Origin of the sequence: Blautia caecimuris, assembly GCF_024622975.1 — a bacterium.
GTDB lineage: Bacteria > Bacillota > Clostridia > Lachnospirales > Lachnospiraceae > Blautia_A > Blautia_A caecimuris.
The window spans coordinates 1-22456 of sequence record NZ_JANJZT010000009.1; the positions used below are offsets into that span (position 1 = coordinate 1).

At 43.2% G+C, this 22456-nt stretch carries 20 protein-coding genes and 2 tRNA genes; 2 read left to right on the forward strand and 20 right to left on the reverse strand.

Going from position 1 to position 22456, the window contains the following annotated elements:
• Positions 1-176 precede the first annotated feature (176 nt).
• From NSA57_RS07440 to NSA57_RS07485, 10 genes are all read right to left on the reverse strand, one after another.
• Positions 177-266: transfer RNA gene (locus NSA57_RS07440), tRNA-Ser, on the reverse strand.
• A 119-nt stretch (positions 267-385) separates the two neighbouring features.
• Positions 386-471, reverse strand: a tRNA-Ser gene (locus NSA57_RS07445).
• Positions 472-605: 134 nt separating this feature from the next.
• Positions 606-1898 (reverse strand): sensor histidine kinase, encoded by a 1293-nt coding sequence (locus NSA57_RS07450; protein ID WP_257464457.1) that lies wholly within the window; start codon positions 1896-1898, stop codon positions 606-608.
• A gap of 4 nt (positions 1899-1902) precedes the next feature.
• Positions 1903-2634: a response regulator transcription factor gene (locus NSA57_RS07455; protein ID WP_147600050.1), complete on the reverse strand. Its 732-nt coding sequence runs from the start codon at positions 2632-2634 to the stop codon at positions 1903-1905.
• A complete protein-coding gene (locus NSA57_RS07460) occupies positions 2627-3475 on the reverse strand; it encodes a CPBP family intramembrane glutamic endopeptidase (protein ID WP_257464458.1) in 849 nt (282 codons plus the stop codon). The genes NSA57_RS07455 and NSA57_RS07460 overlap by 8 nt, the downstream gene beginning before the upstream one ends.
• Positions 3476-3751: 276 nt before the next feature.
• A complete protein-coding gene (ispD, locus tag NSA57_RS07465; RefSeq protein WP_257464459.1) occupies positions 3752-4465 on the reverse strand; it encodes a 2-C-methyl-D-erythritol 4-phosphate cytidylyltransferase in 714 nt (237 codons plus the stop codon).
• Positions 4466-4485: 20 nt separating this feature from the next.
• Positions 4486-5505, reverse strand: coding sequence for a tRNA (adenosine(37)-N6)-threonylcarbamoyltransferase complex transferase subunit TsaD (tsaD, locus tag NSA57_RS07470; RefSeq protein ID WP_330671312.1), 1020 nt, complete (start codon positions 5503-5505; stop codon positions 4486-4488).
• Between the two features lie 2 nt (positions 5506-5507).
• Positions 5508-6419, reverse strand: coding sequence for a ribonuclease Z (locus tag NSA57_RS07475; RefSeq protein WP_022068327.1), 912 nt, complete (start codon positions 6417-6419; stop codon positions 5508-5510).
• Positions 6420-6550: 131 nt separating this feature from the next.
• Positions 6551-7885, reverse strand: coding sequence for a sensor histidine kinase (locus NSA57_RS07480; protein ID WP_257464460.1), 1335 nt, complete (start codon positions 7883-7885; stop codon positions 6551-6553).
• On the reverse strand, positions 7878-8576 hold the full coding sequence (locus NSA57_RS07485) for a response regulator transcription factor (protein WP_257464461.1): 699 nt from the start codon (positions 8574-8576) through the stop codon (positions 7878-7880). Before NSA57_RS07485 ends, NSA57_RS07480 begins: the two co-directional genes overlap by 8 nt.
• A gap of 366 nt (positions 8577-8942) precedes the next feature.
• Here NSA57_RS07485 and NSA57_RS07490 point away from each other — a divergent pair, with 366 nt between their 5' ends.
• Complete coding sequence (locus NSA57_RS07490) at positions 8943-11585, forward strand: YfhO family protein (protein WP_257464462.1); 2643 nt, start codon at positions 8943-8945, stop codon at positions 11583-11585.
• On the opposite strand, the gene rimI is transcribed toward NSA57_RS07490, so the two are convergent.
• The 3 genes from rimI to tsaE are packed head-to-tail and all read right to left on the reverse strand — an operon-like array spanning position 11509 to position 13097.
• Positions 11509-11943, reverse strand: a complete 435-nt coding sequence (rimI, locus tag NSA57_RS07495) for a ribosomal protein S18-alanine N-acetyltransferase (RefSeq protein WP_147600058.1) — start codon at positions 11941-11943, stop codon at positions 11509-11511. The two genes, NSA57_RS07490 and rimI, sit on opposite strands and share 77 nt — an antisense overlap.
• Positions 11940-12665, reverse strand: a complete 726-nt coding sequence (gene tsaB / locus NSA57_RS07500) for a tRNA (adenosine(37)-N6)-threonylcarbamoyltransferase complex dimerization subunit type 1 TsaB (RefSeq protein WP_257464463.1) — start codon at positions 12663-12665, stop codon at positions 11940-11942. Before tsaB ends, rimI begins: the two co-directional genes overlap by 4 nt.
• A gap of 3 nt (positions 12666-12668) precedes the next feature.
• On the reverse strand, positions 12669-13097 hold the full coding sequence (gene tsaE / locus NSA57_RS07505; RefSeq protein ID WP_022068321.1) for a tRNA (adenosine(37)-N6)-threonylcarbamoyltransferase complex ATPase subunit type 1 TsaE: 429 nt from the start codon (positions 13095-13097) through the stop codon (positions 12669-12671).
• 193 nt (positions 13098-13290) lie between these two features.
• Between tsaE and NSA57_RS07510 the strand changes: the two genes are divergently transcribed.
• Entirely contained in the window at positions 13291-13809 is a 519-nt protein-coding gene (locus tag NSA57_RS07510; protein ID WP_257464464.1) for a peptidylprolyl isomerase, read from the forward strand.
• Positions 13810-13967: 158 nt separating this feature from the next.
• Here NSA57_RS07510 and NSA57_RS07515 read toward each other — a convergent pair whose 3' ends face one another.
• From NSA57_RS07515 to NSA57_RS07545, 7 genes are all read right to left on the reverse strand, one after another.
• Positions 13968-14624 carry a YigZ family protein gene (locus NSA57_RS07515; RefSeq protein WP_147600062.1) on the reverse strand — a complete coding sequence of 219 codons (657 nt, stop codon included), beginning with the start codon at positions 14622-14624 and terminating at the stop codon, positions 13968-13970.
• 44 nt (positions 14625-14668) lie between these two features.
• Complete coding sequence (locus NSA57_RS07520) at positions 14669-16105, reverse strand: YARHG domain-containing protein (protein ID WP_257464465.1); 1437 nt, start codon at positions 16103-16105, stop codon at positions 14669-14671.
• Between the two features lie 168 nt (positions 16106-16273).
• The gene (locus NSA57_RS07525; RefSeq protein ID WP_173751789.1) at positions 16274-17176 is read right to left on the reverse strand and encodes a C39 family peptidase; all 903 of its coding nucleotides are present in this window, start codon (positions 17174-17176) and stop codon (positions 16274-16276) included.
• A 250-nt stretch (positions 17177-17426) separates the two neighbouring features.
• The gene (locus tag NSA57_RS07530; RefSeq protein WP_257464466.1) at positions 17427-19601 is read right to left on the reverse strand and encodes an ABC transporter permease; all 2175 of its coding nucleotides are present in this window, start codon (positions 19599-19601) and stop codon (positions 17427-17429) included.
• Positions 19594-20358: an ABC transporter ATP-binding protein gene (locus tag NSA57_RS07535; RefSeq protein ID WP_138271216.1), complete on the reverse strand. Its 765-nt coding sequence runs from the start codon at positions 20356-20358 to the stop codon at positions 19594-19596. Before NSA57_RS07535 ends, NSA57_RS07530 begins: the two co-directional genes overlap by 8 nt.
• Before the next feature lie 80 nt (positions 20359-20438).
• Positions 20439-21473, reverse strand: a complete 1035-nt coding sequence (locus NSA57_RS07540) for a sensor histidine kinase (protein ID WP_257464467.1) — start codon at positions 21471-21473, stop codon at positions 20439-20441.
• Positions 21470-22144 (reverse strand): response regulator transcription factor, encoded by a 675-nt coding sequence (locus tag NSA57_RS07545; protein ID WP_147600066.1) that lies wholly within the window; start codon positions 22142-22144, stop codon positions 21470-21472. The genes NSA57_RS07540 and NSA57_RS07545 overlap by 4 nt, the downstream gene beginning before the upstream one ends.
• Positions 22145-22456 lie beyond the last annotated feature (312 nt).

Sequence of the window (22456 nt, forward strand, 5' to 3'; positions counted from 1 at the left end):
GGTTCATCGAACCGTTCTTTGAATGTATAAAAGAATTTTCGAGAATCGTATGTGTCTCACTGTTTAGTTATCAAGGTCCTTGCCGTTTTGACAGCTCATTAATTTTACCATATATATTCGAGCTTGTCAAGAACTTTTCAAGTTTTTTCGACTTTTTCCAAGTCGTAAAACTCAAACGGAGAAGGAGGGATTTGAACCCTCGCGCCGCTGTTAACGACCTACTCCCTTTCCAGGGGAGCCCCTTCGGCCAGCTTGGGTACTTCTCCAAATTGCCCTAGATGTTTCTCTTCTGTTTGTCAGAAGCGCTATTCATTATATAACATCTTTCTTTGTTTTGTCAAGCATTATTTTAACTTTTTTTGCAAGTTTTTATTTGCCTGACGAACGGAGAGAGTGGGATTCGAACCCACGCGCCCTTGCGGACAAACGGTTTTCAAGACCGCCTCGTTATGACCACTTCGATATCTCTCCTTATGCAATTCTGCGTTTTCCAACCTTTTTCTCGTTGACGCGAATTACATTCTATCATCAAACATCATTCCTGTCAAGACATAAATTCAAATATTTTTCAATTTTTTCAGCAATTTTTTCAGCTATCATGCATTTCACATTAAATCAAAATCTTTGATTACAGGGAACCACAAAATAACACGAAACACTTTCTCCATTTCAGGAATTTCTACGCACCCATTCATCTGGTACATCATTTGAGATACATTTTTTAATCCGATTCCCGTTCCATTTATATGACTATCTGAAAGAGCAATCCCATTCGTAATAGAAATTCCCACCTTATCTGATAAATAAAAGAATTCCAGATACACTTCCTGTTTCATATCGCCATATTTCCTTATATTAGAAACAAGATTGTTTATAATCCTCCCCATATAATTTCTGTTAATCTGTACCAGAATCGGTCTCCAGACGATTTTCTTGGCATTAACCGAAAAACCAACGTAGTCTAATAATGCCAATAGTTCTGACATGTAGTCCCCAAATGCACTCTCCACTTCCTCTGCAGATTCCAAATCTATTTTTTCTTTTGAAAACACAAAAAAATATTCAAACATTTGGTCTGAAAGCGCTCTAATCTGAAAAATCTTATCAAACGCTTTATCTATATACTCCCGACTGACTTTCCCCTCGTTTTCCTGCTTTCTTAATATTTCAACATAAGTCATAAGACCTGTCAGCGGAGTACGAAGATCATGTGCCATGCCAAGCACCAGTTTATCCTGTGCCGCACGCATTTCATGCTCCTTTTCTTCTCTGTAAACCAGCATTTTTCTCATTATATCTAAACCCTGAGCCAGTTTTGCCAGTTCATCCTGCCCCTGCACCATTATGTTTGCAGATAAATTTCCCTGCCCAATTTTTTCTACTTCTCTTTCCAGGTAACAGATATAATCCACATCTTCACGAATACCCGACATAAGAACTGTAAGGCCCAATACTAATCCGGTAAATAGTGAAATTCCCAGAAGAATATCATGATACCTTTCATTTCTTCCATCATAAAGCTGCACATTTGCATTTCCGTCTGCAAATTTAATCACATTTGTATAGCCTTTTTCCCAGTTAGTCAAGAGCTGAATTCCATCTTCTACAATTCCCTCCTGTATCTTAAGATCAAACAAAAGGCGTCCTTCTCTTACAACAACAAATTCTATTATACGATTGTCATATGCCCACTTTTTTAGACTTATAGCATCTGTAGCTTTGATATGATGTTTTTCTACATGAATTTGAAGTTCTTCCAGAATTTTACTCTCTCCCAAAAAATTTGATTCCCAGAAAAATCGATCCATCCATTCTCTTCCGCCAATATCAAGTAAAAGAAATACAAAAAGGCCTGCCAAAAAACTTCGAACAAGCCTTTTTAACATTTTCCTCTTCATACTGTCATTTTGCTTTCTTTTCAACAATACGCCCAAAACGATATCCCTTTCCCCACACGGTCTGGATGATCTGTGGCTTTTGCGGATCTGCTTCTATTTTTATACGAAGCTTTCGGATATGCACCATTACTGTATTTGCTGAGGTATAAACAAAAGGCTCTCCCCACAGACTTTCATAAAGATTTTGAATAGAAAAAATCTTCTGTGGATTTTGTATCATCAGACACAAAATCTTATATTCGATTTCTGTAAGATTGATTTCTTCATCCCCTATCCATACTTCATTAAACTCAGTACATAATCTGAGTTTTTCGGATATCACCCATTTGAGATTTTTCTTTTCAAGCTGTGCACGATTATAAACCTTGTATCTTCTCAGCAGAGCTTTCACCCTTCCAAGAAGTTCTGCGTACGAAAACGGCTTTACAAGATAATCGTCTCCTCCAGCCATTAATCCCATTAATTTATCGGATTCTTGATCTTTTGCTGTCAAAAATAAAATAGGAGCATTTGATATTTTTCGAATTTCCTGGCAGGTTTTTATTCCAGATAGTCCGGGCATCATAATATCCAAAAGGATCAGATCCACCACCCTCTCTGTATCTTTGACAATTTTTATCCCTGCATAACCATTTTCCGCTTCCTCCATATGATATCCTTCTGCTTCCATGAGAATCCTTACACCTTCACGAATTGAGCCATCATCTTCTATTATCAAAATTGTTTCTTCATTCATAGTTGCATTGTTCCCCATTATCCTTACGCATATAAAATAAAGCTATAAAAATTAACACAACAAATCCAATAATGGCCGGAATACCATAATCTATCGTTCTGGAACCTGGGATGCCTACCAGTAAATGGCTTTGACTGTCAACCGTATACGTCCATAACGCCGGGAAAATCTGCTCTACATCTATATGGATAATCTGTGAATCTCCAGACAATAGGTTAAAAAGCATATGTACCACCACAGAAGACCAAATAGAACCCGTTTGACAGGTAATCAAAGCCAGCCCTGTCCCTGCAAGCATCAACGCTCCCAAAACAAGGATGCCATCTGAAAGGCTCTGTATCTCCACCGAGTCGAAATGTATACTCGCAAAGAGAAATGAAGAAATCATAATTGCTTTATTTCTTCCCAATTCCTTTTCAAGAGAACCCAACATCAATCCGCGAAAAGTTACTTCCTCCACTATACCCGCTCTTACTCCGTCGCAAAACACTGAAAGCAGAATGGTGTCAAACATTGTCTGAAGCGGAAGATTCTCCCATCTAAATTTTCCAGGTATAAATAAAATATAAAAAAGACTTATTGTACAAGGAAGTATTATTCCAATCATACACCATTTGGGATCAGGCAACGGCTTTCCAAGATTTATTTCCTGTACCGAGGAGTTCATGAGATATTTTGTATATAAGTAAATTAACCCCAATATACACGCAATAGCCAATGACACCGCCAATAAACGTTGCAGACTTCCTGGCAAATCAACGCTGTAAGCAAAAAGCGAAAAATCAAAAGACACTCTATATATTATATATGCAGCAAGTGTATGCAAAATACTTTTCTTCATATTTTCCTTTCAAAGCCACTCCCTCGGTATTTGCGGCAGCTGACACACCATATGCAGGAACGACTGGCATAGCCATAGACAACATTGTTATGCCCAGTTTCATAAGTTTTTTTGCCCATAACAACACATCCTCCATGTAAATAATATTTTATTTTCAGTTCTGCAGTTCCTGAATACAGTTATATCGTACAAGCAAATTCTTAATTAAAGCCTTATAATCTTCTTAATAATTCTTAATTTCAATCTGCAAAAACACTATAAAATATTCTTCTGGATTCAAATACCTGCCATTTTTTCCAATGCTTTCAAAAAAATTTCAGCTATATCCAGATCCTCTGGAGTTGTGATCTTAATATTCTTATAAGATCCCTCTACAAGGGCAACTTTCACTCCTGTTTCCTGCTCTACCACCATAGCGTCATCTGTGATTGCAGACATATCCCGACAACGAATCTTCTCATGCGCCTCTCGGATCAGCCTGTATTCAAATATCTGAGGTGTCTGAATTGTCCAGACAGTGCTTCTGTCCGGTGTCTCTGCAACATATCCCTGTGTATCTGCTATTTTCACCGTATCTTTGGAAGGCATACCGATCACGCAGGCACCTGTTTTCTCAACTCCCTGTATTCCTCTCCGAATAATTTCTTCTGTAATAAAAGGTCTTGCCCCATCATGGATCAGAACAAAATCACTGTTTTCACAGGAAAGAAGTCCTTCATAAACAGAATCATACCGCTCTTTTCCACCGGGTATCACTTTTGTCACCTTGGTGAGACCATATTTTTCCACAATTTCCTCTTTGCAAAAAGGAACCGACTCCGCCCCTGTAACCAGAATAATATCACGTATCATTCCACTGTCCTGGAAACATTTCAGAGAATAATAAAGCAATGGTTTTCCTCCCAGCTCCAGAAACTGCTTCTGGACCTTGCTGTTCATCCGTTTACCCTGTCCTGCCGCCAAAACAATGGCTGTATTTTTTCTTTCCATAAAAACCTCCCCAAAAGTTTTTATCTTTCTCCCAGTTTCAGATTCGGCACTGCATTCAGATCCCATCCATGGCGGGTTCCTTTTTTATACTCATAATAAGCTGCAACTCCGATCATAGCTGCATTATCCGTACAGAAAATCGGAGACGGGCGGAAAAACTGATAACCATTTTCTTCACAGGCTTTTTCCATAGTGGCCCTCAGAGTACCATTGGAAGCTACTCCGCCTGCAATAGCCACCTTTTTCATCCCAAAATCCTTTGCCGCCATCATAGTGTGCTCTACCAGAACATCTACCACCGCTTTCTGGAAAGATGCCGCAAGATCTGCACGATTTACCTCTTCGCCCTTCATCTGCGCCTGATTCAGATAATTCAGAACCGCAGACTTCACTCCGCTGAAGCTGAAATCATACGGACAGTCTCCTACTTTCGCTCTCGGGAACTGTATCGCATCCGGATTTCCTTCTTTTGACAGCTTGTCAATTTTCGGTCCTCCCGGATAGCCCAGACCAATAGCCCGGGCAACTTTATCAAAGGCTTCTCCTGCCGCGTCATCTCTGGTTCTTCCCAGAATCTCAAACTCCCCGTAATCTTTAACGATCACAAGATGGGTATGTCCTCCTGAAACGATCAGGCAAAGAAACGGCGGTTCCAGATCCGGATGTTCAATATAGTTTGCGGAAACGTGCCCCTCTATATGGTGAACGCCTACAAGAGGAAGTTTTTTCGCATAGGCAATGGCCTTGGCTTCTGCAACCCCTACAAGCAGCGCTCCTACAAGCCCCGGACCATAGGTAACGCCAACAGCGTCCAGGTCGTCCAGCGTTACCCCCGCTTCCTTTAACGCTTCCTCGATTACCTGATTGATTTTTTCAATATGTTTGCGTGATGCAATTTCCGGCACAACTCCGCCATACAGCTTATGGAGTTCAATCTGAGAGGAAATCACATTAGATAAAATTGTTCTTCCGTTTTTTACAACAGATGCTGCTGTCTCATCACAGGAGCTTTCTATTGCCAGGATCAGTGTATCTTCCACTTTTATTCCTCCTCAAAATTCAGTTCCGCACTTTTTCCATCCTTCCCCGGATAAGCCTGCGGAAAAATTCCTCTTACCGTTTCCATATACTCTTCCGGACGGATCAGGGACGGACTGTAATGTGTCAGCCACATTTCTTTTACCCGGGCATCCCGCGCCAGCTCCGCCGCTTCGCGGAAAGTCATATGCTTGTAGCCTTTTGCCTTATCCGCCTTGTCATCCTCTCCGTACATTCCCTCACAGATAAAAAGATCTGACTCTCTGGCATTGCGGAGAATGGATTCCGTTGGTCTGGTATCTGTGGTATACGTAAGTTTGATCCCCTTTCGATCCGGTCCAAGAACCATATCCGGAGTATATACAACTCCATTTTCCTCTATAGTCTGGCCCTTTTGCAGCGGATTCCAGAATTTCAGCGGAATCTCCTGCTCTTTGGCACGTTCAGGAGAAAATTTGCCCTGTCTTAAAATTTCCAGAGTATATCCGTAACAGATGACATTATGATTCACTCTGAAAGCAGTAATTCGATACCCGTTCAGCTCAATAACCTCTTCCGGTTTCGTAATTTCTATAAATCTGATCTCAAAGGGCAGCTCCGGAGCGATCACCCGAAGAGCGTTCACTACCCTCTCCAGGCCTCTGGGGCCGATCAGCGTCAGAGGCTCTGTACGGTCTGCATTTCCCATGGTAAGAAGCAGTCCGGGCAGTCCGCTGATGTGATCTCCATGATAATGGGTAAAGCAGATTACATCAATCGGCTTAAAGCTCCATCCTTTTTCTTTTACAGCAACCTGAGTTCCTTCTCCGCAATCGATCAGCAGACTGCTTCCATTGTATCTGGTCATCAGAGCAGTCAGCCATCTTCTCGGAAGAGGCATCATCCCTCCGGTTCCTACTAAACAAACATCTAACATAGTTTACCTCTTTTATTCTGAAAAGACTTCTGCAAAATACCTTCTGCTGTTATCTTCACATTTTCTCTACTGGCAAAGTGTAACACAATCAGAACCTCAAAACAAGGCAAAAATCCCCTTCTGTCACAGTGTCATCGCAGTGGAAGGCTGAGTTCTGCAACAAACTCCTCTCCGGTTTTCCCACATAAAAGACTTCCTCCGTGAAGCTCTGCAATCTTTGCAGCGCTTTTCAGTCCGATCCCGCTTCCTACCGCCTGCTTCTCTTTTCCCATACCGTTGGACATTACTGTTTTCAGCGTCTTTCCTTCTACATACACCTGAATATCCGTTGTTCTGGTTCTGTCCCCATAACGCTCAATATTGGAACCAAGATTCCAGATCAGACGTCTGATCAGAAAGGGATTTGCTTTCCATATGGCTTCCGGCAGTTCCCCCTGGCTAAAAGAAACCGGAATCCCCTGAACAGACAGTTCTTCTGCCATTTCCTTTACCATTTCTGCAAACATTGACGGGTTCCAGGTCTGCATGATAGTTTCTCCTGTATTCTCAAATACAAGAGCATACTCAAACATTTTATCTGATAGGTTCCTGATCTCTTCTGTTTTTTCCAGGCATTTCTGAATATAAGCAGGGTAATCTTCTGCCCTTCCTTTTTTTCTGTGGAGAATCTCCAGATATCCGTTAAGGGCAGTCAGAGGCGTTCTGAGATCATGAGAAACTGCCCTGATCAGCTCCTGATTGTCCCTGTGAACTTTCCGCTCATTTTCCATACTGTTTTTCAGCGTCAGTCTCATGTTGTCCAGTTCTGCAGCCAGGGCGGAAATTTCATCATGCCCCTTTACTGTTACTCTGTGCTCCATGTCCCCCTGCCCGATCACTGTAATCTCAGCACGCAGGTTTCCCAGATATTTCATTCTTCTGTGAGCAAAAATAAGCAGCGGAAAAAAAACTGCCATTCCATCTGCAGCTGCAACCATCAGATAATATAACGAAAAAAATTTAAGAGACTGGTAACTCATAATCTGTACCCGGGCAGTTCCATCCTGAAATTCAATTTCTGTTTCTACAGGCGTCTCCATCCCCTGGGCGGCTATATCACTGTCTGACCATACCCAGCTGCCCCAGAAAGGACTGTCTAAGACTTCTGGAAAAAAGCCTTCCTGATATTGTCCGTCCTCATCATAAATTCCAAGCCATGTATAAATATCTGCCTTTTCTTCAAATACCGGCATATAAATCTCCGGCTGATCCATTCTGTAGGAGGGCGCCGTCTCTTTAAGCCAGTCCATATATTCTTCCCGGGAATCTGTGAATATTTCATGTTCCAGAACCCAGCCGTAAGCTGCAAATCTTCTGCTTACAAAAAACATGGTAGCCAGAACAGCAACTGTAAAGCTTGTCAGAAAAAGCAGCATAAGCTCCTGTGTCAGCTTCCGCTCTCTTTCATTTCTTTTTTTCTTAATCACAACGGTATCCCCTTCCCCATATGGTACGGATAATTCTTGGCTTTCCGGGATCATCTTCTATTTTTGATCTCAGATTCCGGATGTGTACCATAACAATATTTGCCGCCCCGTAATAATAAGTTTCTTCCCATACCGCCTCATACAGGTGTTCCACAGAAAAAATCTGCTTTCTGTGCTTCATAAGGGTACAGAGAATGGAAAACTCCGTATCTGTCAGAGAAATCTCTTTTCCGTTTTTCCATACAGTTCCGGCTTCCGGATACACTTCCAAAGCTCCGCTGCACATTTTTTCTTCCTGTGTCCTCCGGCCGCTGCCCTGATATACATGATATCGCCGCACCAGGGCTTTTACTCTGCTGATCAGCTCCTGATAGGAAAACGGCTTGGGAAGATAGTCGTCTCCGCCGCTGGAAAATCCCATGATCTTATCTTCCACCTGAGTTCTTGCGCTGAGAAACAGGATTGGGACATTTGATTTTTTCCGGATCTCCATACAGGTCTGATACCCATTTAATCCCGGCATCATCACATCCAGCAGAATCAGATCATAAGCTCCATGTTCTATTTTATCCAGAGCTTCCTTTCCGTCTCCTGCTTCACCCACAGTAAATCCTTCCCCCTGCAGAAGTACCATAGCCACCTCCCGGATTTCAGGGTTATCGTCCACAATCAAAATTTCCGGTTCTTCCATTATCTTTCTCCTTTTGCGTTGGGAAATACTGCTGCCGCATTTTTCCACAAAATATTATACTACGATCTTTAAACTCTATGTTTGCATCATTCGCCTCGTTAAGTGACCGGGTATTAGGAATTTTGCATATATATGACAAAACGCCTCGCAGAATATTACCGTATAAACAGTAACTATTCTATCTCCGAACTCACTCTGTATCTTCGTCCCGGCTTCATTAAGCGTTCATATTATATCATGTTTTTCGGGCTTCAATGTGATTCTTAATAATTCTTCAGATTTATGCAACAGGTTTCTTAAGATATAAAATGTATATTTTCGTTATCATTTTATATACTCTACTTCATTTGAAAGGAGCCCGCTTTTATGGAACATCTTATTAACCGGAAGTCCACTTCCTTCTCCCATCCCCGGAAAAATACTCAGGTCTTTTTCCCTGTTACTGCACTGCATTTTATTTTTCTTACCGCGGCAGTACTTATATTTGTGTATTTTTCCGTTCCGGAAGGAAAGCTTTTCGGCTCAGAAACAGACTGGTACTGCCAGCATGTAACGCTTGTGGATACTATGCGCAGACAGTTTTATGCAACAGGAGATCTGTTTCCGGACTGGATTTCTCTTGGAAGCGGGACAAATTTTTATGCACTTTCCTACTACGGATTTCTGCGCCCGGACGTTCTGGTCAGTTATCTTCTTCCTTCTGTTCCTGTGGAAACTGTAATTCAGTTTTATGCGGTAACAGAAATGGCTGCCGGCGCCTGCCTTCTTTACTGGTGGCTTTTTCATAAATCCCTGGACAGGCTTTATTGTCTTACCGGAGGATTTCTTTATCTCACAGCCGGCTGTATGTTCCAGGCTCACAGGCAGATCATGTTTGTAAACTATCTTCCGTTTCTGATTCTTGCCCTTATATACACAGACAGACTGTCCGAAATTCATACCGGAGTTTACGCAAAAACATTCCCCCTTCATCCCGGACTTGCTGTAAGCTTTTTTATGATATCTGTTCACAGTTTTTATTTTCTGCCCTCCTGCCTTGTCTGCTGTTCCCTGTATCTTCTCTGTACAGGCAAAAACAGACTGCACACATGGAAAATCTGGCTGATTTCTGTTATTACAGGTCTTTGTCTTGCAGCTGTCCACCTTCTTCCTACAGCGCTTGTGATCCTGGAAAATAAAAAAGACGTACAGCCCGCTTCTCTGTGGCAGATCTTTACAGTAAATCCCTCCATGAATACTTTACTTTACAGCTCCTACGGCTGTGGACTCACCCTTCTGGTCCTTTACTGTGTAATGTTATCTCTGGGCTGCAGCAAAACAAAAAAACTGGCCTTTGCGCTTCTTATCCTGTGTTTCAGTCAGCTTTGCTGCTGGCTTCTGAACGGAACCCTTTATCTTCGCCCCAAAGCTCTTATTCCCTTTCTTCCACTGTTTCTGCTGCTTACAGCCCGTACTCTCAGTCTTCTTCAGCAGAAAAAGCTGAAACACCGCTTTCTGCCGGCAGCCTTTTGTGCCATACCTGCACTGGTTCAAATATTTTTTCTTCATCATCCACAGCGGAAGCTGATCCTGGCAGATATACTTGTGCTGCTTTTTTATTCACTGTTGCCGAAATCAGAAATTGTTTTAAAGAAAAAATTTCATTTCAGAGAAAAAAACAGCTCTTCCAAAACAGGAGTATCCTCTTCCCTTTTACAGGCTTATCCCGCAAAAAACCACATAGTCTGCGTCTTTCTCTGTATTATACCTGCTCTTTTATTTGTCAGCACTGCCAAAACAGAAAAATTCGCTGCTTCCTCTGTAAAATCCAGAGAAATCTTTACCCGTCAGGAACTGAAGGAGGTCTGTTCCGAACCCGGAAACGCTGTAGATATTTTTACTGCCCCCATGACAAACAGCAACTACGCTCCTTTGGAAAACCAACGCCGTACAACCATGTATTCTTCTGTTTCCAACACCGCCTACAACCATCTGTTTTATGACATTCTGAAAATGCCGGTCAGCACCAGAAACCGTGTTTCCATGAACGCTGCTCCCAATCCGTTTCAGGAATATCTGATGGGCATCCGATATATACAGACCACTGAAAACCGGCTTCCTGCAGGATATGTCCCCCGCCTCCAAAAGGGAAATATGGTTCTGGCAGAAAATCCCAATGTACTGCCCGTTGCTTACGGAACCTCAGCTCTTATGAGTGAAGCAGATTATGATACGCTTGATTACCCTTATAATCTGGATACCCTTACCAACCGGACCATTGTTCCGGAAACTGCCGGCACCGGGAAATCAGACTATACTTCTCAGATAAAAGAATATACTCTTCCACAGGATTTTATGAAACGTTCCTCAGAATACCTGGCAGAAACCGTATCCCGCAGTCTCCCTTCTGTCCTGAAAGATCAGATTCTGCTTCTGTCTTTTGATGTGGACTATGAGGGAACCAGGGATATTGACATAACCATTAACGGCATCCGAAACAGGCTTTCCGGTTCCTCCGCCCCTTATCCCAACCAGAATCACACGTTCACCTATATGCTTTCTGCCAATACACCTTTAAAAACTCTCGAGATTGCTTTCTCAGAGGGAAATTATAAAATAAACAATCTCCGCGGATTCACTTTGCCGATTTCCGCTATTGCTCATCCTGATATCACGCCATTTACGCCCTGCTCAGAAAACGAAAAGGCGCTTCTCCAGGGCAGTATTACCATGAAGGAGGACGGATACTTTGTAACCTCCTTTGCCTTTTCCAACGGATATGAGATTCTGGTAGACGGACGCCCTGCAGATCCGGTTATGGTAAACAAAGGATTTGTAGGTTTTCCCATAAAAAAAGGGACGCATGAAATTCTTGTTACTTTCCATGCGCCCGGTAAACGGATCGGTATTCTGTTCAGTTTTGCTGCCGCAGTTCTTCTTCTGACAAAGTTATCTACATCTCTTTTGTCATCAGCACTGCGTTTTCCACAGGATTCTCATAATAATTCCTGCGAAGTCCGTCCTCTTTAAATCCAAGTCTCTGATAAAGCCGTCTGGCGGTTTCGTTTCCCTGGCGGACCTCCAGATGGACAAGCTTTATCCCCTGCATTTCCGCCATGCGGAGCATACTGTCCACAAGAAACTGTCCAATTCCCTCTTTCTGACGGTCCGAGCGTACTGCTACATTCAGGATATCTCCCTCATCCAGCACAGTCATCATACTGCAGTAGCCAAGAATACGCTCTTTTTCCTCCACCACAAAAAACATGGTGTCTTTTTTCATCAGATAAGTAAGAAAGCCTTCTTTTGTCCACGGTACAGAAAAAAGGTTCTGTTCGATATCCACAACCTGCTCCAGATCTTCCACAAGCATTTCACGAAATGTCATTGTGCAGCCTCCTGATCTTTCGCTTTTTCCCGTTCTGCCCGCTCTCTTTCCGCCTGAGAAACGCGAAGGTAGTCCGGCACATGCTCCTCTGCGGTTCCATATTTTCCTTCTTCGTAATATACAAGGCCCAGAGATGCCACTGCTGCCGCCCTCTGTCTGTTTACATGAGCCGGAGCAAAGCTGAAAGCTGCCTGAAGCTTTTCCTGGATCAGTTTTCTGAATACAGGCACACCATCCCCCAAAAAGGTAACTCTTTCCCCATACTGTTCAAGCTTTGCAAGAAGCTCCTCAATGGGAACCGCCATCTGATCCTCCACTGTCTGAAGTCTGTGGTCTTTAAAACGATAAATCCCTGTATATACCTGGTTTCTTCTGGCATCCATGATCGGACAGATCAGGCCTTGTGTGTCATAAAGATTATAAGCCAGAGCTTCTACCGTAGGCACACTGATCAATGGCTTTTTAAGGGCAAGCCCCAGCCCTTTTGCAGTAGCAGAGCCAATACGAAGCCCGGTAAAAGAGCCCGGACCGCCGGCAACAGCAATAGCGTCAACCGTATCCAGGTCAAGCTCTGTCATCTTTGCCACCTCATCCAGCATGGGAAGCAGAGTCTGAGAATGTGTTTTTTTATAATTCACTGTATATTCTGCAGTCAGAATTTCGTCTTCAACAACAGCTACGGAAGCTACGATTCCCGAACTGTCCAAACCTAAAATTTTCATATTTTATTCAACCTCCTGTACAGTGATCCTGCGGTAATCAAATCCCTGTGTCAGATCCTTTTCTATGGTGATCTCAATCCGTTTTTCCGGAAGGATGTCTCTGATCAGCTCCGCCCACTCAATCAGACAGATTCCCTCTCCGAAAAAATAATCGTCGTAACCGATCTCTTCCATTTCTTCAATATCACCGATACGGTACACATCAAAATGATAAAAAGGCAGACGGCCTTCCTCATAGACCTGCACGATCGTAAATGTAGGACTGCTGACAGGCTCTGTGATGCCAAGCCCCGCTGCCACTCCCTGGGTAAAAACAGTCTTTCCCACACCGAGATCTCCGTTCAGGGTATATACCTGTCCCGGCTTTGCTGCTTCACCGATTTTTTTTCCTAATTCAAACGTCTCCTCCGGACTTCTGGTTTCTATTATCATGGCTCCGCCTTCCCAAACAAATTCCGGCTACTGATCACTTCGTTCCCGGCGGCTTTCATGCCGGATAAACAATTATCACCTGACTGATTCAGCAGTTCCGGTCTTTTACTTATTTCTTGCAGAATTGTTCTTTGCATATTATAATAGAGCAAACAGAGAAAAACAATACTTTTCGCAAAAGGAGAATAAAACTATGGCAAATCCAGTTGTAACAATCACCATGGAAAACGGTGATGTAATGAAAGCAGAGCTTTATCCGGAGGTTGCTCCCAATACGGTAAATAACTTTATCAGTCTTGTAAAAAAAGGATTTTATGACGATCTGATCTTCCACCGTGTCATCAACGGCTTCATGATCCAGGGCGGCTGCCCGGACGGAACCGGCATGGGCGGTCCGGGATACAGCATTAAAGGCGAATTCGCTCAGAACGGCGTTGCAAACGACCTTGCACACACTCCCGGTGTTCTTTCCATGGCAAGAGCCATGCATCCAAACTCCGGCGGAAGCCAGTTCTTTATCATGCACAAGGCTGCTCCTCATCTTGATGGAAGCTACGCTGCCTTCGGCAAGATCACAGAGGGTATGGATGTTGTAAACCGCATTGCGGAAGAGGATACTGACTACAGTGACAGACCCCTTGACGATCAGGTAATGAAAACAGTAACTGTGGAAACCTTTGGTGTGGATTATCCGGAACCGGAGAAATGCTGATTCAGTTTTCGGGAATAGTATGTAATAAAATCGTACTGAAAAAAGATTCACTGAATGGCTGACAGACAGCCTGTAACCAGAGAATAGCTGAAAAAGTTATTCTCTGGTTTTTTCTTACCCGTCAGATGATATTCATACAGTCAGAAACAGCGCTGCTGTCATTCCTCAAAGGTCAGCACTTCCCCATCCAGAACTGCAAAATACATTTCTCTGTCTTTTTCCATTTTTGCTCTTCCGTTTGTGCTTTCCGTAATGGCTTTCTGTACCTCATCCACATCCTGAAACGGAATCAGAAGCTCCAGGATTACCCGGTCTGTATATTCGCTGTTCAGAACAGGCAGGCTCCTCTCGCCTGCAATATACTGAAGCTTTCCCACTCCTGTATAATCCGTGGTTACTCTGAGACAGATTCCTTTTTTCTTCTCAATAATACGGCTGGCTGCAAGACCTTCCTGAACCGCCCTGGAATAAGCCCGGACAAGTCCTCCTGTTCCCAGCAGAACTCCCCCGAAATATCTTGTTACAACCACTGCCACATTATAAATATCTTCTCCCAGGATCACATCCAGCATAGGACGTCCTGCCGTTCCGGAGGGCTCCCCGTCGTCGCTGCATCTGGTATATTCCCTGTTTGATCCCACCGAATACACAAAGCAGTTATGCCTTGCATCCCAGTATTTTTTTTTCATTTCTTCCAGAAATGCCAGGGCTTCCTCCTCAGTTTTTACCGGGCGCACAGTTGCTATAAATCTGGACTTTTTTTCTGTGATCTCTCCACAGCCGCCCTCTAATATGGTTTTATAGGTTTCCAGCATAAATCTTTTCTCCTGTTTTATATTTACTGTCTTATTTTCTGTGTTCAGGATTTCTGTTTTTCCACAGCCTTGATCTGATCCAGATTATACTTTTCTGTTTCGCTGAGAACAGAATCCTCTATTTTGTCAAACTCTTCCGGCGAATACTGAGGAACATACCATTCTTTGCTGTCAAAATACTGCTGCAGCTCCGGAGTTTTAAATCTCCGTCCATGTCTGGCATAGATCTCATTTCTCGCCCGTGAAAGCTGCTCACTTGTCAGTCCTGCAAGCTGCTCCTGAGTTACTTTTTTCTGAGAACTGTCCGGTAAAATGTAGTCTGCCGCTGCATCCGTTCCCTGATCTTCCTGAGGCTGTGAAGATGAGCTTATATCAAGTGTGGTTTTTGTCTCCTGAACTGTCTGGATAATATTTGAATAATCTCCATAATTCACTCTATATGTGATTTTTGAAGCCTGCCATGCCTCTTCTTCTGCTTTCCACTGATCTTCGTCAACTATATTTCCATTGATGCTGTATGTAAGTCCTCCGTTGCCTGCCTGTTTTTTTGCCTCGCGCACTATTCCAAATTTCCCCTCAGCATAACCATGATAATCATTGACCGCACCATCATCAGCCATTCCCGTGAGCAGATATCTTTCGTTATTATATTCTGTCAGCGTCAATGTCTGAATACCGCCATTTGTCAGATACAGTTCACCTGAATCCAGCATATTAATTGATGACGTTCCAGAAGCTATTTCCTCTCCCCACACTTCAAATGTATAATGGCCTGAAAATGTATTCTGTACCTCATCCTGATAAACCAGAAGCAGCTCATCTGATCCATTCTGATCAAAATCCACCAGTTTCATAAAGCACAGACCACCCAGAATATACTGCCCATCTCCCCGGTCAGTTTCCTGAATTGCTCCATATCTTTCTTCATATTCTACAATCAATTTCCTGTATTGTTCATAGATGTTCACCTGAGCGCTTCCAGTATCTTCAGCTTCACTCTCCTGTGACACATCTTCTTTTTCCCCATCCGTCAGAGTAACCGTCTGCGTTTCTTCCTCATACTGCCATTTCATTCCAAATATTTTTGCAAATTCTTCAAAGGAAATCATTAGTTTTCCATCCGCAAACGATGCAGGAATCTGCATTTCGCAGGTTTCTCGCTGTTCTGGATCCTGTTCAGGTGCCACCTGGATCTCTGACTGATCTTTTTTTACAAACATAATTTTTCCCTGATACTGAATTGCGTAAGCATCCTGATTATTATAATAAAATCCTGCCCCAAGTTTCTCTGCCAGATCTGCCACGGAAACCAGAATTACCTGGTTCTGAGTTATCAGCGCATCCTCCGGCAGTTCCAGATGTTCCTGGTTATACAAAACAGTAAGCGATGAATCTGCTTTTGGCGTTGCTGTCATACACGGCAAAAAAGCCATGCTTATAGCACTGATAAGTACAAGCACTGTTTTTATTTTTCTCTTCATATCGTTCACCTTCCACACTCTTTAAATTTTCCACCCTGAATACTCTGTTTATTTATGCACCGTTTCATTATACCAAGGTCACTCAATCCGGCATTCTCATTACCGATCTTTGTTGAATATCCAGGCAGATACTCTCAACTAAATTCATCCCGAATCCGCAAAGTATTCCTACTGTGCCGCATAAGTCCATACCTGAAGTACCTGAGGCGCCACCGTATTGTAATCCCATTTCTTTCTGCTGTTGGCTTTGCTGAAAGGATCGTTAATTGTAAGCATTCCGTCAGAAATCCCCCTGATCACAATAAAATGACCCTCATCGGTAAAATCCCCGGGGCCCACGGCGCAGATGATCAGCCCCCCGTTGTCCACGGTCTCTTCCATTTGGCGGAGATCCGCAGAAGGGAACTGATTAACTGTAATTCCATACTCCCTGGCGATATCCCCCATAAAAAGCCATGAGGTTCCCACCCCTTCCACATAATAACCGTCCTCCATAGCCCGCTGCGCCAGCATATCAGGAGTAAGATTTTTATCTCCTGTCAGGCTGTACAGCACCATGGAGAGACAGGTGGGCCCGCATCCGGAAATCCCCACATTGGACTGTCCGTAAGGCACATAGCCCCAGCGTTTGTCCCACTGGATAAAAAGCGGAACCTTTTCCGGCAGCTCTGATTCCCGGATTCCTCCGAATGCTTTTTGCTCCGTATCCGGATATGCAGCTACAAAATCCGCAATCTCAGGATTTCGCCTCAAAGCATCCAGAAAGCTTGACGGATATTTTGACGGTTCTGCAAAAATCTTCTCTTCCACGCTCAGGGGAGAAGTATCTTCTTTGTCACTTTGAGCCTGATCCGTCGTTTTCCCTTCTACGATCACTGCTGTGGGAATGACTGTCGTCTCCCTCAGCTTCCATCTATCATTTTCCCTCATCAGAAAGTTTCCGGCCGCCAGAAATACAAACAGAGAAACTGTCATAAGGATTCTTCTGTTTTTCTCCTTTATTCTGGCCTCTGTAGCCGGACTTCTGGGACGGTCAGATGCTGGATGATCTGCTGTTTTCTTTTGTTCCACAGTATAGCCTCCCTTATCCGGTTCTTCTCTTATTTTTTCAGACCCGAAAACGGTATTTTTTTCAATTCTCTATGAGATTATATCATAAAAAAGCCTCTGTACTGTAACCAATTTTACATAAAATTACAATACAGAGACTTTTTTATTACTATTCGCATCCCACTATCCGGCCAAATTTTTTAGCATATGTACCAGAATCCCGGGACATACAGGGCAAAATGCAAGGTTACTGCTTACACGGTATCGCTTTTCAGCAAATTTTCTTCTCTTCTATGTTCCTCTTAAATCCAATATAAGTAGCTGCAAAATAAATCAAAAACAGAACTGCCACAGCCCCTGCTGCCCCTGCAAAATACAGAATACTGTTCTGGCGGATCCCTGTATAAAAAACAAAGGAATCACTGATGTACTTCACTATGATCCAGCTTATCACTGCAGAAACCACAAACGGAGTCATATAGTAGATCAAAAGCTGTTTCCGTATTACACTGTGTATTTCTTCCAGACGAAGTCCCAGTTTCCTGAGCGTATCATACCGAAACCGGTATTTTCCGGAGTCTCCAAGCTGCTGAACAGAAAGAACGGTCAGAGCCACACAGAGAAATACCACCGCTGTATAAATACATGCATAGGCCACTACTGTAATAATGAAATTCATAGTATCAAGAATTTCCCCTTTGACAAAATTTTCTGCCATATATACAAATATTTCATCCGTTCCGTCAGCCCAGTAAAAATCCTCATAAGTCATTCCCGAATTTCCAAGCGTCCTTTTACCATAACTTTCGTCTGCACTGTCCAGAGCATCCAGCGCTCCTGTTTTCATGACTCCGGAGGTCTGAGCCTCCAGAAGGGAATAGTACGGTGTCAGTGTTTCTGCCGCCTGATCGCTGACAATGATCAGATAATCTGATCCGTTTAACCCTGACTGGCAGAATCCTTCCGTGTAAAGCTCTGCTCCCTTCAGTCCTTCTCCGTTTGGAAGAACCAGCGTTTCTTTCAGCGCCTTTTGGGCAGTTTCCTTTACCCTTGTTTTTGCATGGATCAGATAAGTTCCCTCCTCTAAGGAAACCGTCCTGTATCCTGCCGCCTTTCTCAGGTAATTATAATCACTGAGCTTCATGTATGTGTCACAGGAAAAATACGATGGGTTCTCTCCCTCTGCTGTCAGATCCTCATATCCTTCTCTTTGAAAGAACGGAAGATTGTCATAAAAGAAATCATTCATATCTGTGTCTCCATCTGTATAAATGGAGTAAACATAGACGTCCTCAATTTCTCCAAAATCCTCCAGAAGCTTCTGCTTTTCTTCCAATAAAGGTCTGTCCTCTGTTTCCGGACTGAACAGCAAAATGTCAAAAGGATTTTCCTGTTCCATCATATTGATCTGATAGTCCATAAACATAAGAGCAATACTGCTTACAAGAAGAGCCACAGTAAAAAGGACCGTCAGGGTTCCCATAGTAAACTGCATGGTACGGATCTTGGAGGAAAACTGCCTGATCAGAAATACATTGGCGCTCTTGTAGATCTTTCGCCCGCCTTTGTCTGCATACCGGCACACAGTTGCTGCAATTCCTGTGTACAGAAGATATACGGAACCAAAAAGTCCCAGGCACAGAGGAATTCCATTTGCATTGTTGATTCTGTTGTTCCATAAAAGAAGCATAAAAATCAGAATATAGATCACAGCCATAGGAAAAAGAAGCGTTTTTTCAGAAATATGTTTCTGACGGATTTCTTCATTTGCTCTTTCTGCGTTCATCAGTTCTCTGATATTCAGTTTTTTCAGTCTTCTTCCTGCCCGCAAAAGAGCGATCCAGAATATCACCAGATAGATTCCCAGCGTCAGAAGGATATTCCATATGGAAATCTCTGCTTTCAGGTGATATGCCTTATCCATGGTTCCCATAAACATGGACGTAAGCACCTGCTGAAAAAACATCCCCGGAAGCAGCCCCAGAGCAAAGGCAATTCCTCCAAGAATCAGGTTTTCCCGGATAAACATACCTGCCAGACGTCTGCCCGATACACCCAGAAGCAGATAAGTACCAAATTCCCTGCTGCGCCGGTTTGCCATAAACCGCACAATATATCCCACCAGCCATGCCATGATAAATACAATAAAAAATGCAGCGGCTCCGATCATACTTCCAATAAAAAGTCCGCCGTCCTCACAGAGCTTCAGAATATCCTCCGAAAACATCAGTGAATGAAATGCAAACATCAAAGCAGACACTGCTGTCAGCGTGGCAGTATAAATTCCGTAATCACGGAAAGACCGGCTGGCATTTCTTCTGGTAAGTGTCCGGAAAATTTCTCCGTACTGTCTGGGAGATCCGGTTTTCTCCCGTCCCGCTTTTCCGGAACTCTTCCGCTGATTTTGCGACTTTCTCTGTGTTCCTTTTTCTTCCGTTTTACTCACAGGATCCTTCACCTCCTGTCAGAGACAGAACATCCAGGATCTCATTGAGAAATTCTCTCCTGCTCTCCGCGCCTTTTACAAGCTCATGAAAAATCTCCCCGTCCTTTAAAAACAGAATGCGGCTGCAGTAGCTTGCAGAAAACGCATCATGGGTAACCATAAGGATGGTGGCTCCCATTTCATCGTTCATGGCAGTAAAGGTTTCCAGAAGCATCTGTGCAGATCTGGAATCCAAAGCCCCTGTAGGCTCGTCTGCCAGTATCAGATCCGGACGATTGATCAGAGCTCTGGCGCAGGCGCATCTCTGCTTCTGTCCCCCGGAGACTTCATAGGGGAAACGATTCCGGAGTTCATAGATTCCCAGCCTTTTCATCACTGCCGATACCCGCTCCTCAATTTTTTTCCTGGAATTTGTGTGAAGAGCCATTGCAAGCACAATATTTTCTTTCAGAGTCAGCGTATCCAGAAGATTGAAATCCTGAAATACAAATCCAAGATGATCTTTTCTGAAATCTGCAAGCTTTTTGTCCGGAAGCTCCGTAATATCCATATCTCCATAATAAATATGGCCTGCCGTCACCTGGTCAATAGCTGCCAGAAGATTCAGGAGCGTAGTCTTTCCGGAGCCGGAGGCTCCCATGATCCCTACAAACTCTCCGTTCTGTACCTGAAAGCTGATACGGTTGACAGCCTTTGTAAGATTATTTTTATTCCCGTAATATTTTTCAATATCACATACCCGGATTTTTCCACTCATAAGTCTTTTGTCCTTTCCTTTGATGCTGCCATTATATCAGAGCTGTCCGGCTGCTCCTATCGAAGTTACTTGCATAAATCTTACAGTTTTGTCAGATAAGTACTTTTTCCAAAACAAAAGAGCACTTTTGTATACTCTCCCTCTTCTGATTCTATTCTGATCCCAATATCCATTTTTTCACAAAGCTTTCTGCACAGATAAAGCCCCATTCCCGTGGATGCCATAAGACTGTTTTTATCCGCAGCCCGTCCGTTTGCTCCGGTAAATCCTTTCTCAAATACTCTTCCAATATCTCCGGGTGAAATTCCCACTCCATTATCCTCTACTACCAGCTCTTTTTTGTCTGCATCTTCCTTTATATAAATATGGATCCGGAAAATCTCCTTTTGAAAATCCATATATTTCACGGCGTTTGTAATAACCTGCTGCAGAATAAAGCTCATCCACTTTCCATCGCACAAAAGCAGATTTCCTTCTGTTTCTACCTGCACTGCAACCCGATTTCCAATAAGAAGTCCTTTGTTTTTTGCCATAACCTCATAGATCACTTCTGTTATATCTGTTTCTGAAATCACAAAATCCTGATATACCTGCTCTGACCTGGCATAAAAAAGTACCTGTTCCACATAATTGTCAATCCGCTCCAGTTCTTCCATAAGACGGTTCTTTTTCTTTGGCTCTTCCTTCTGAACCATCAGCTCCAGAGCAGTGATGGGAAGCTTGATCTCATGGACCCAGCTTTCTATATACTCCCTGTAATCTTTCATTTCATCCTCTGTTTCATTGACTTTTTCAATCACTGATTTGTTGGATTTTCTTAAAATTTCCCAGTACTTTTTCCCTTCCAGATTATTCAGGGGGCTTTCCACCTCGCCGATCAGATAGGGCTTATCCAGCTCAGAAAGAGTCTGCAAAATACGTTCAAAGTTCTTTTTTCTCTGAAGGAAACGCACAGTCTCACATACAGCCGTCAGCGCCAGCCAGAACATCAGGATCAATATCACATTATCCAACCGGTTCCCCACTGACAGAAGATAAAAGGAAAGCAGCAGCATGCACAAAATCCTGCCCAGATAAACAAGCGCTCTGTCTTTCAGATATTCCGGTAAATTCATAACAGATATCCCAGTCCTCTCTTTGTTTCAATAACAGGTCCTGCCCCCAGTGCTTTCAGTTTATTGCGGATCCTTGTAATATTCACGCTGAGCCCGTTATCATCCAGAAACACATGCTGATCCCACAGCACATCAATGATCTCCTCGCGGCTGACGATCTCTCCCTGTCTGGAAAAAAGATAATGCAGAAGCTTCAGCTCTGTTTTTGTCAGCTCCTGCCTCTTTCCCTGAAAGGTTACAGAGGCATCTTTCAGACTCAGCCTGACACCTCTGCACTCAAGCTCTGCCTCCTGCATAGTCCCGGATTTTCCTGTTCTTCTGAGAACTGCCCTGATATGAGCCAGAAGAACAGGCGCCTGGTATGGCTTTGTAATATAATCGTCTCCTCCTGTCATCAAAGCTTCCAGTTCATCCATTGCCCCGGTCCTCCCTGTTACAAAAATCACCGGAACCTGGGATATTTTTCTGATCTGGGCGCACAGACTTACTCCACTGCCGCCTGGAATATTGATATCCATAAGGATCAGATCCGGATGGTTTTCTTTCAGAAGCTTTATGGGTTCCTCTGTAAATTCTGTCACTGCCAGAGCTGTGTATCCGGCGCTTATAAGAAGCAGGGAAAGCTCTTCCCTTATTCGTCTGTCGTCTTCTATGATCATAATTGTTTCCATTTTCGTCCACCTTTTCTGCTTTTCCGGCTGTTGACTTTATATTGTATAAAATGATGCTGTACCAAGCATCGATTAATCACTGTTCACACAGTACTGTCCCGCGAAATGTTTTGGCCTGTTTTTCCCAAAATTCCAAAACATACAGACTAAAATGCCACCAGCAAAAATGATCTGCAGTGCATATCAGCCAGGTTACCGGGAGCAGAGTGAGCAGTAATATCTATTATAGCTTTTTTCTTTCCGCACGCATATGAAAATTACAATATTTTTTCATTTTTCTGCTATACTAAATATGAAGTTTTGATTTTAGGG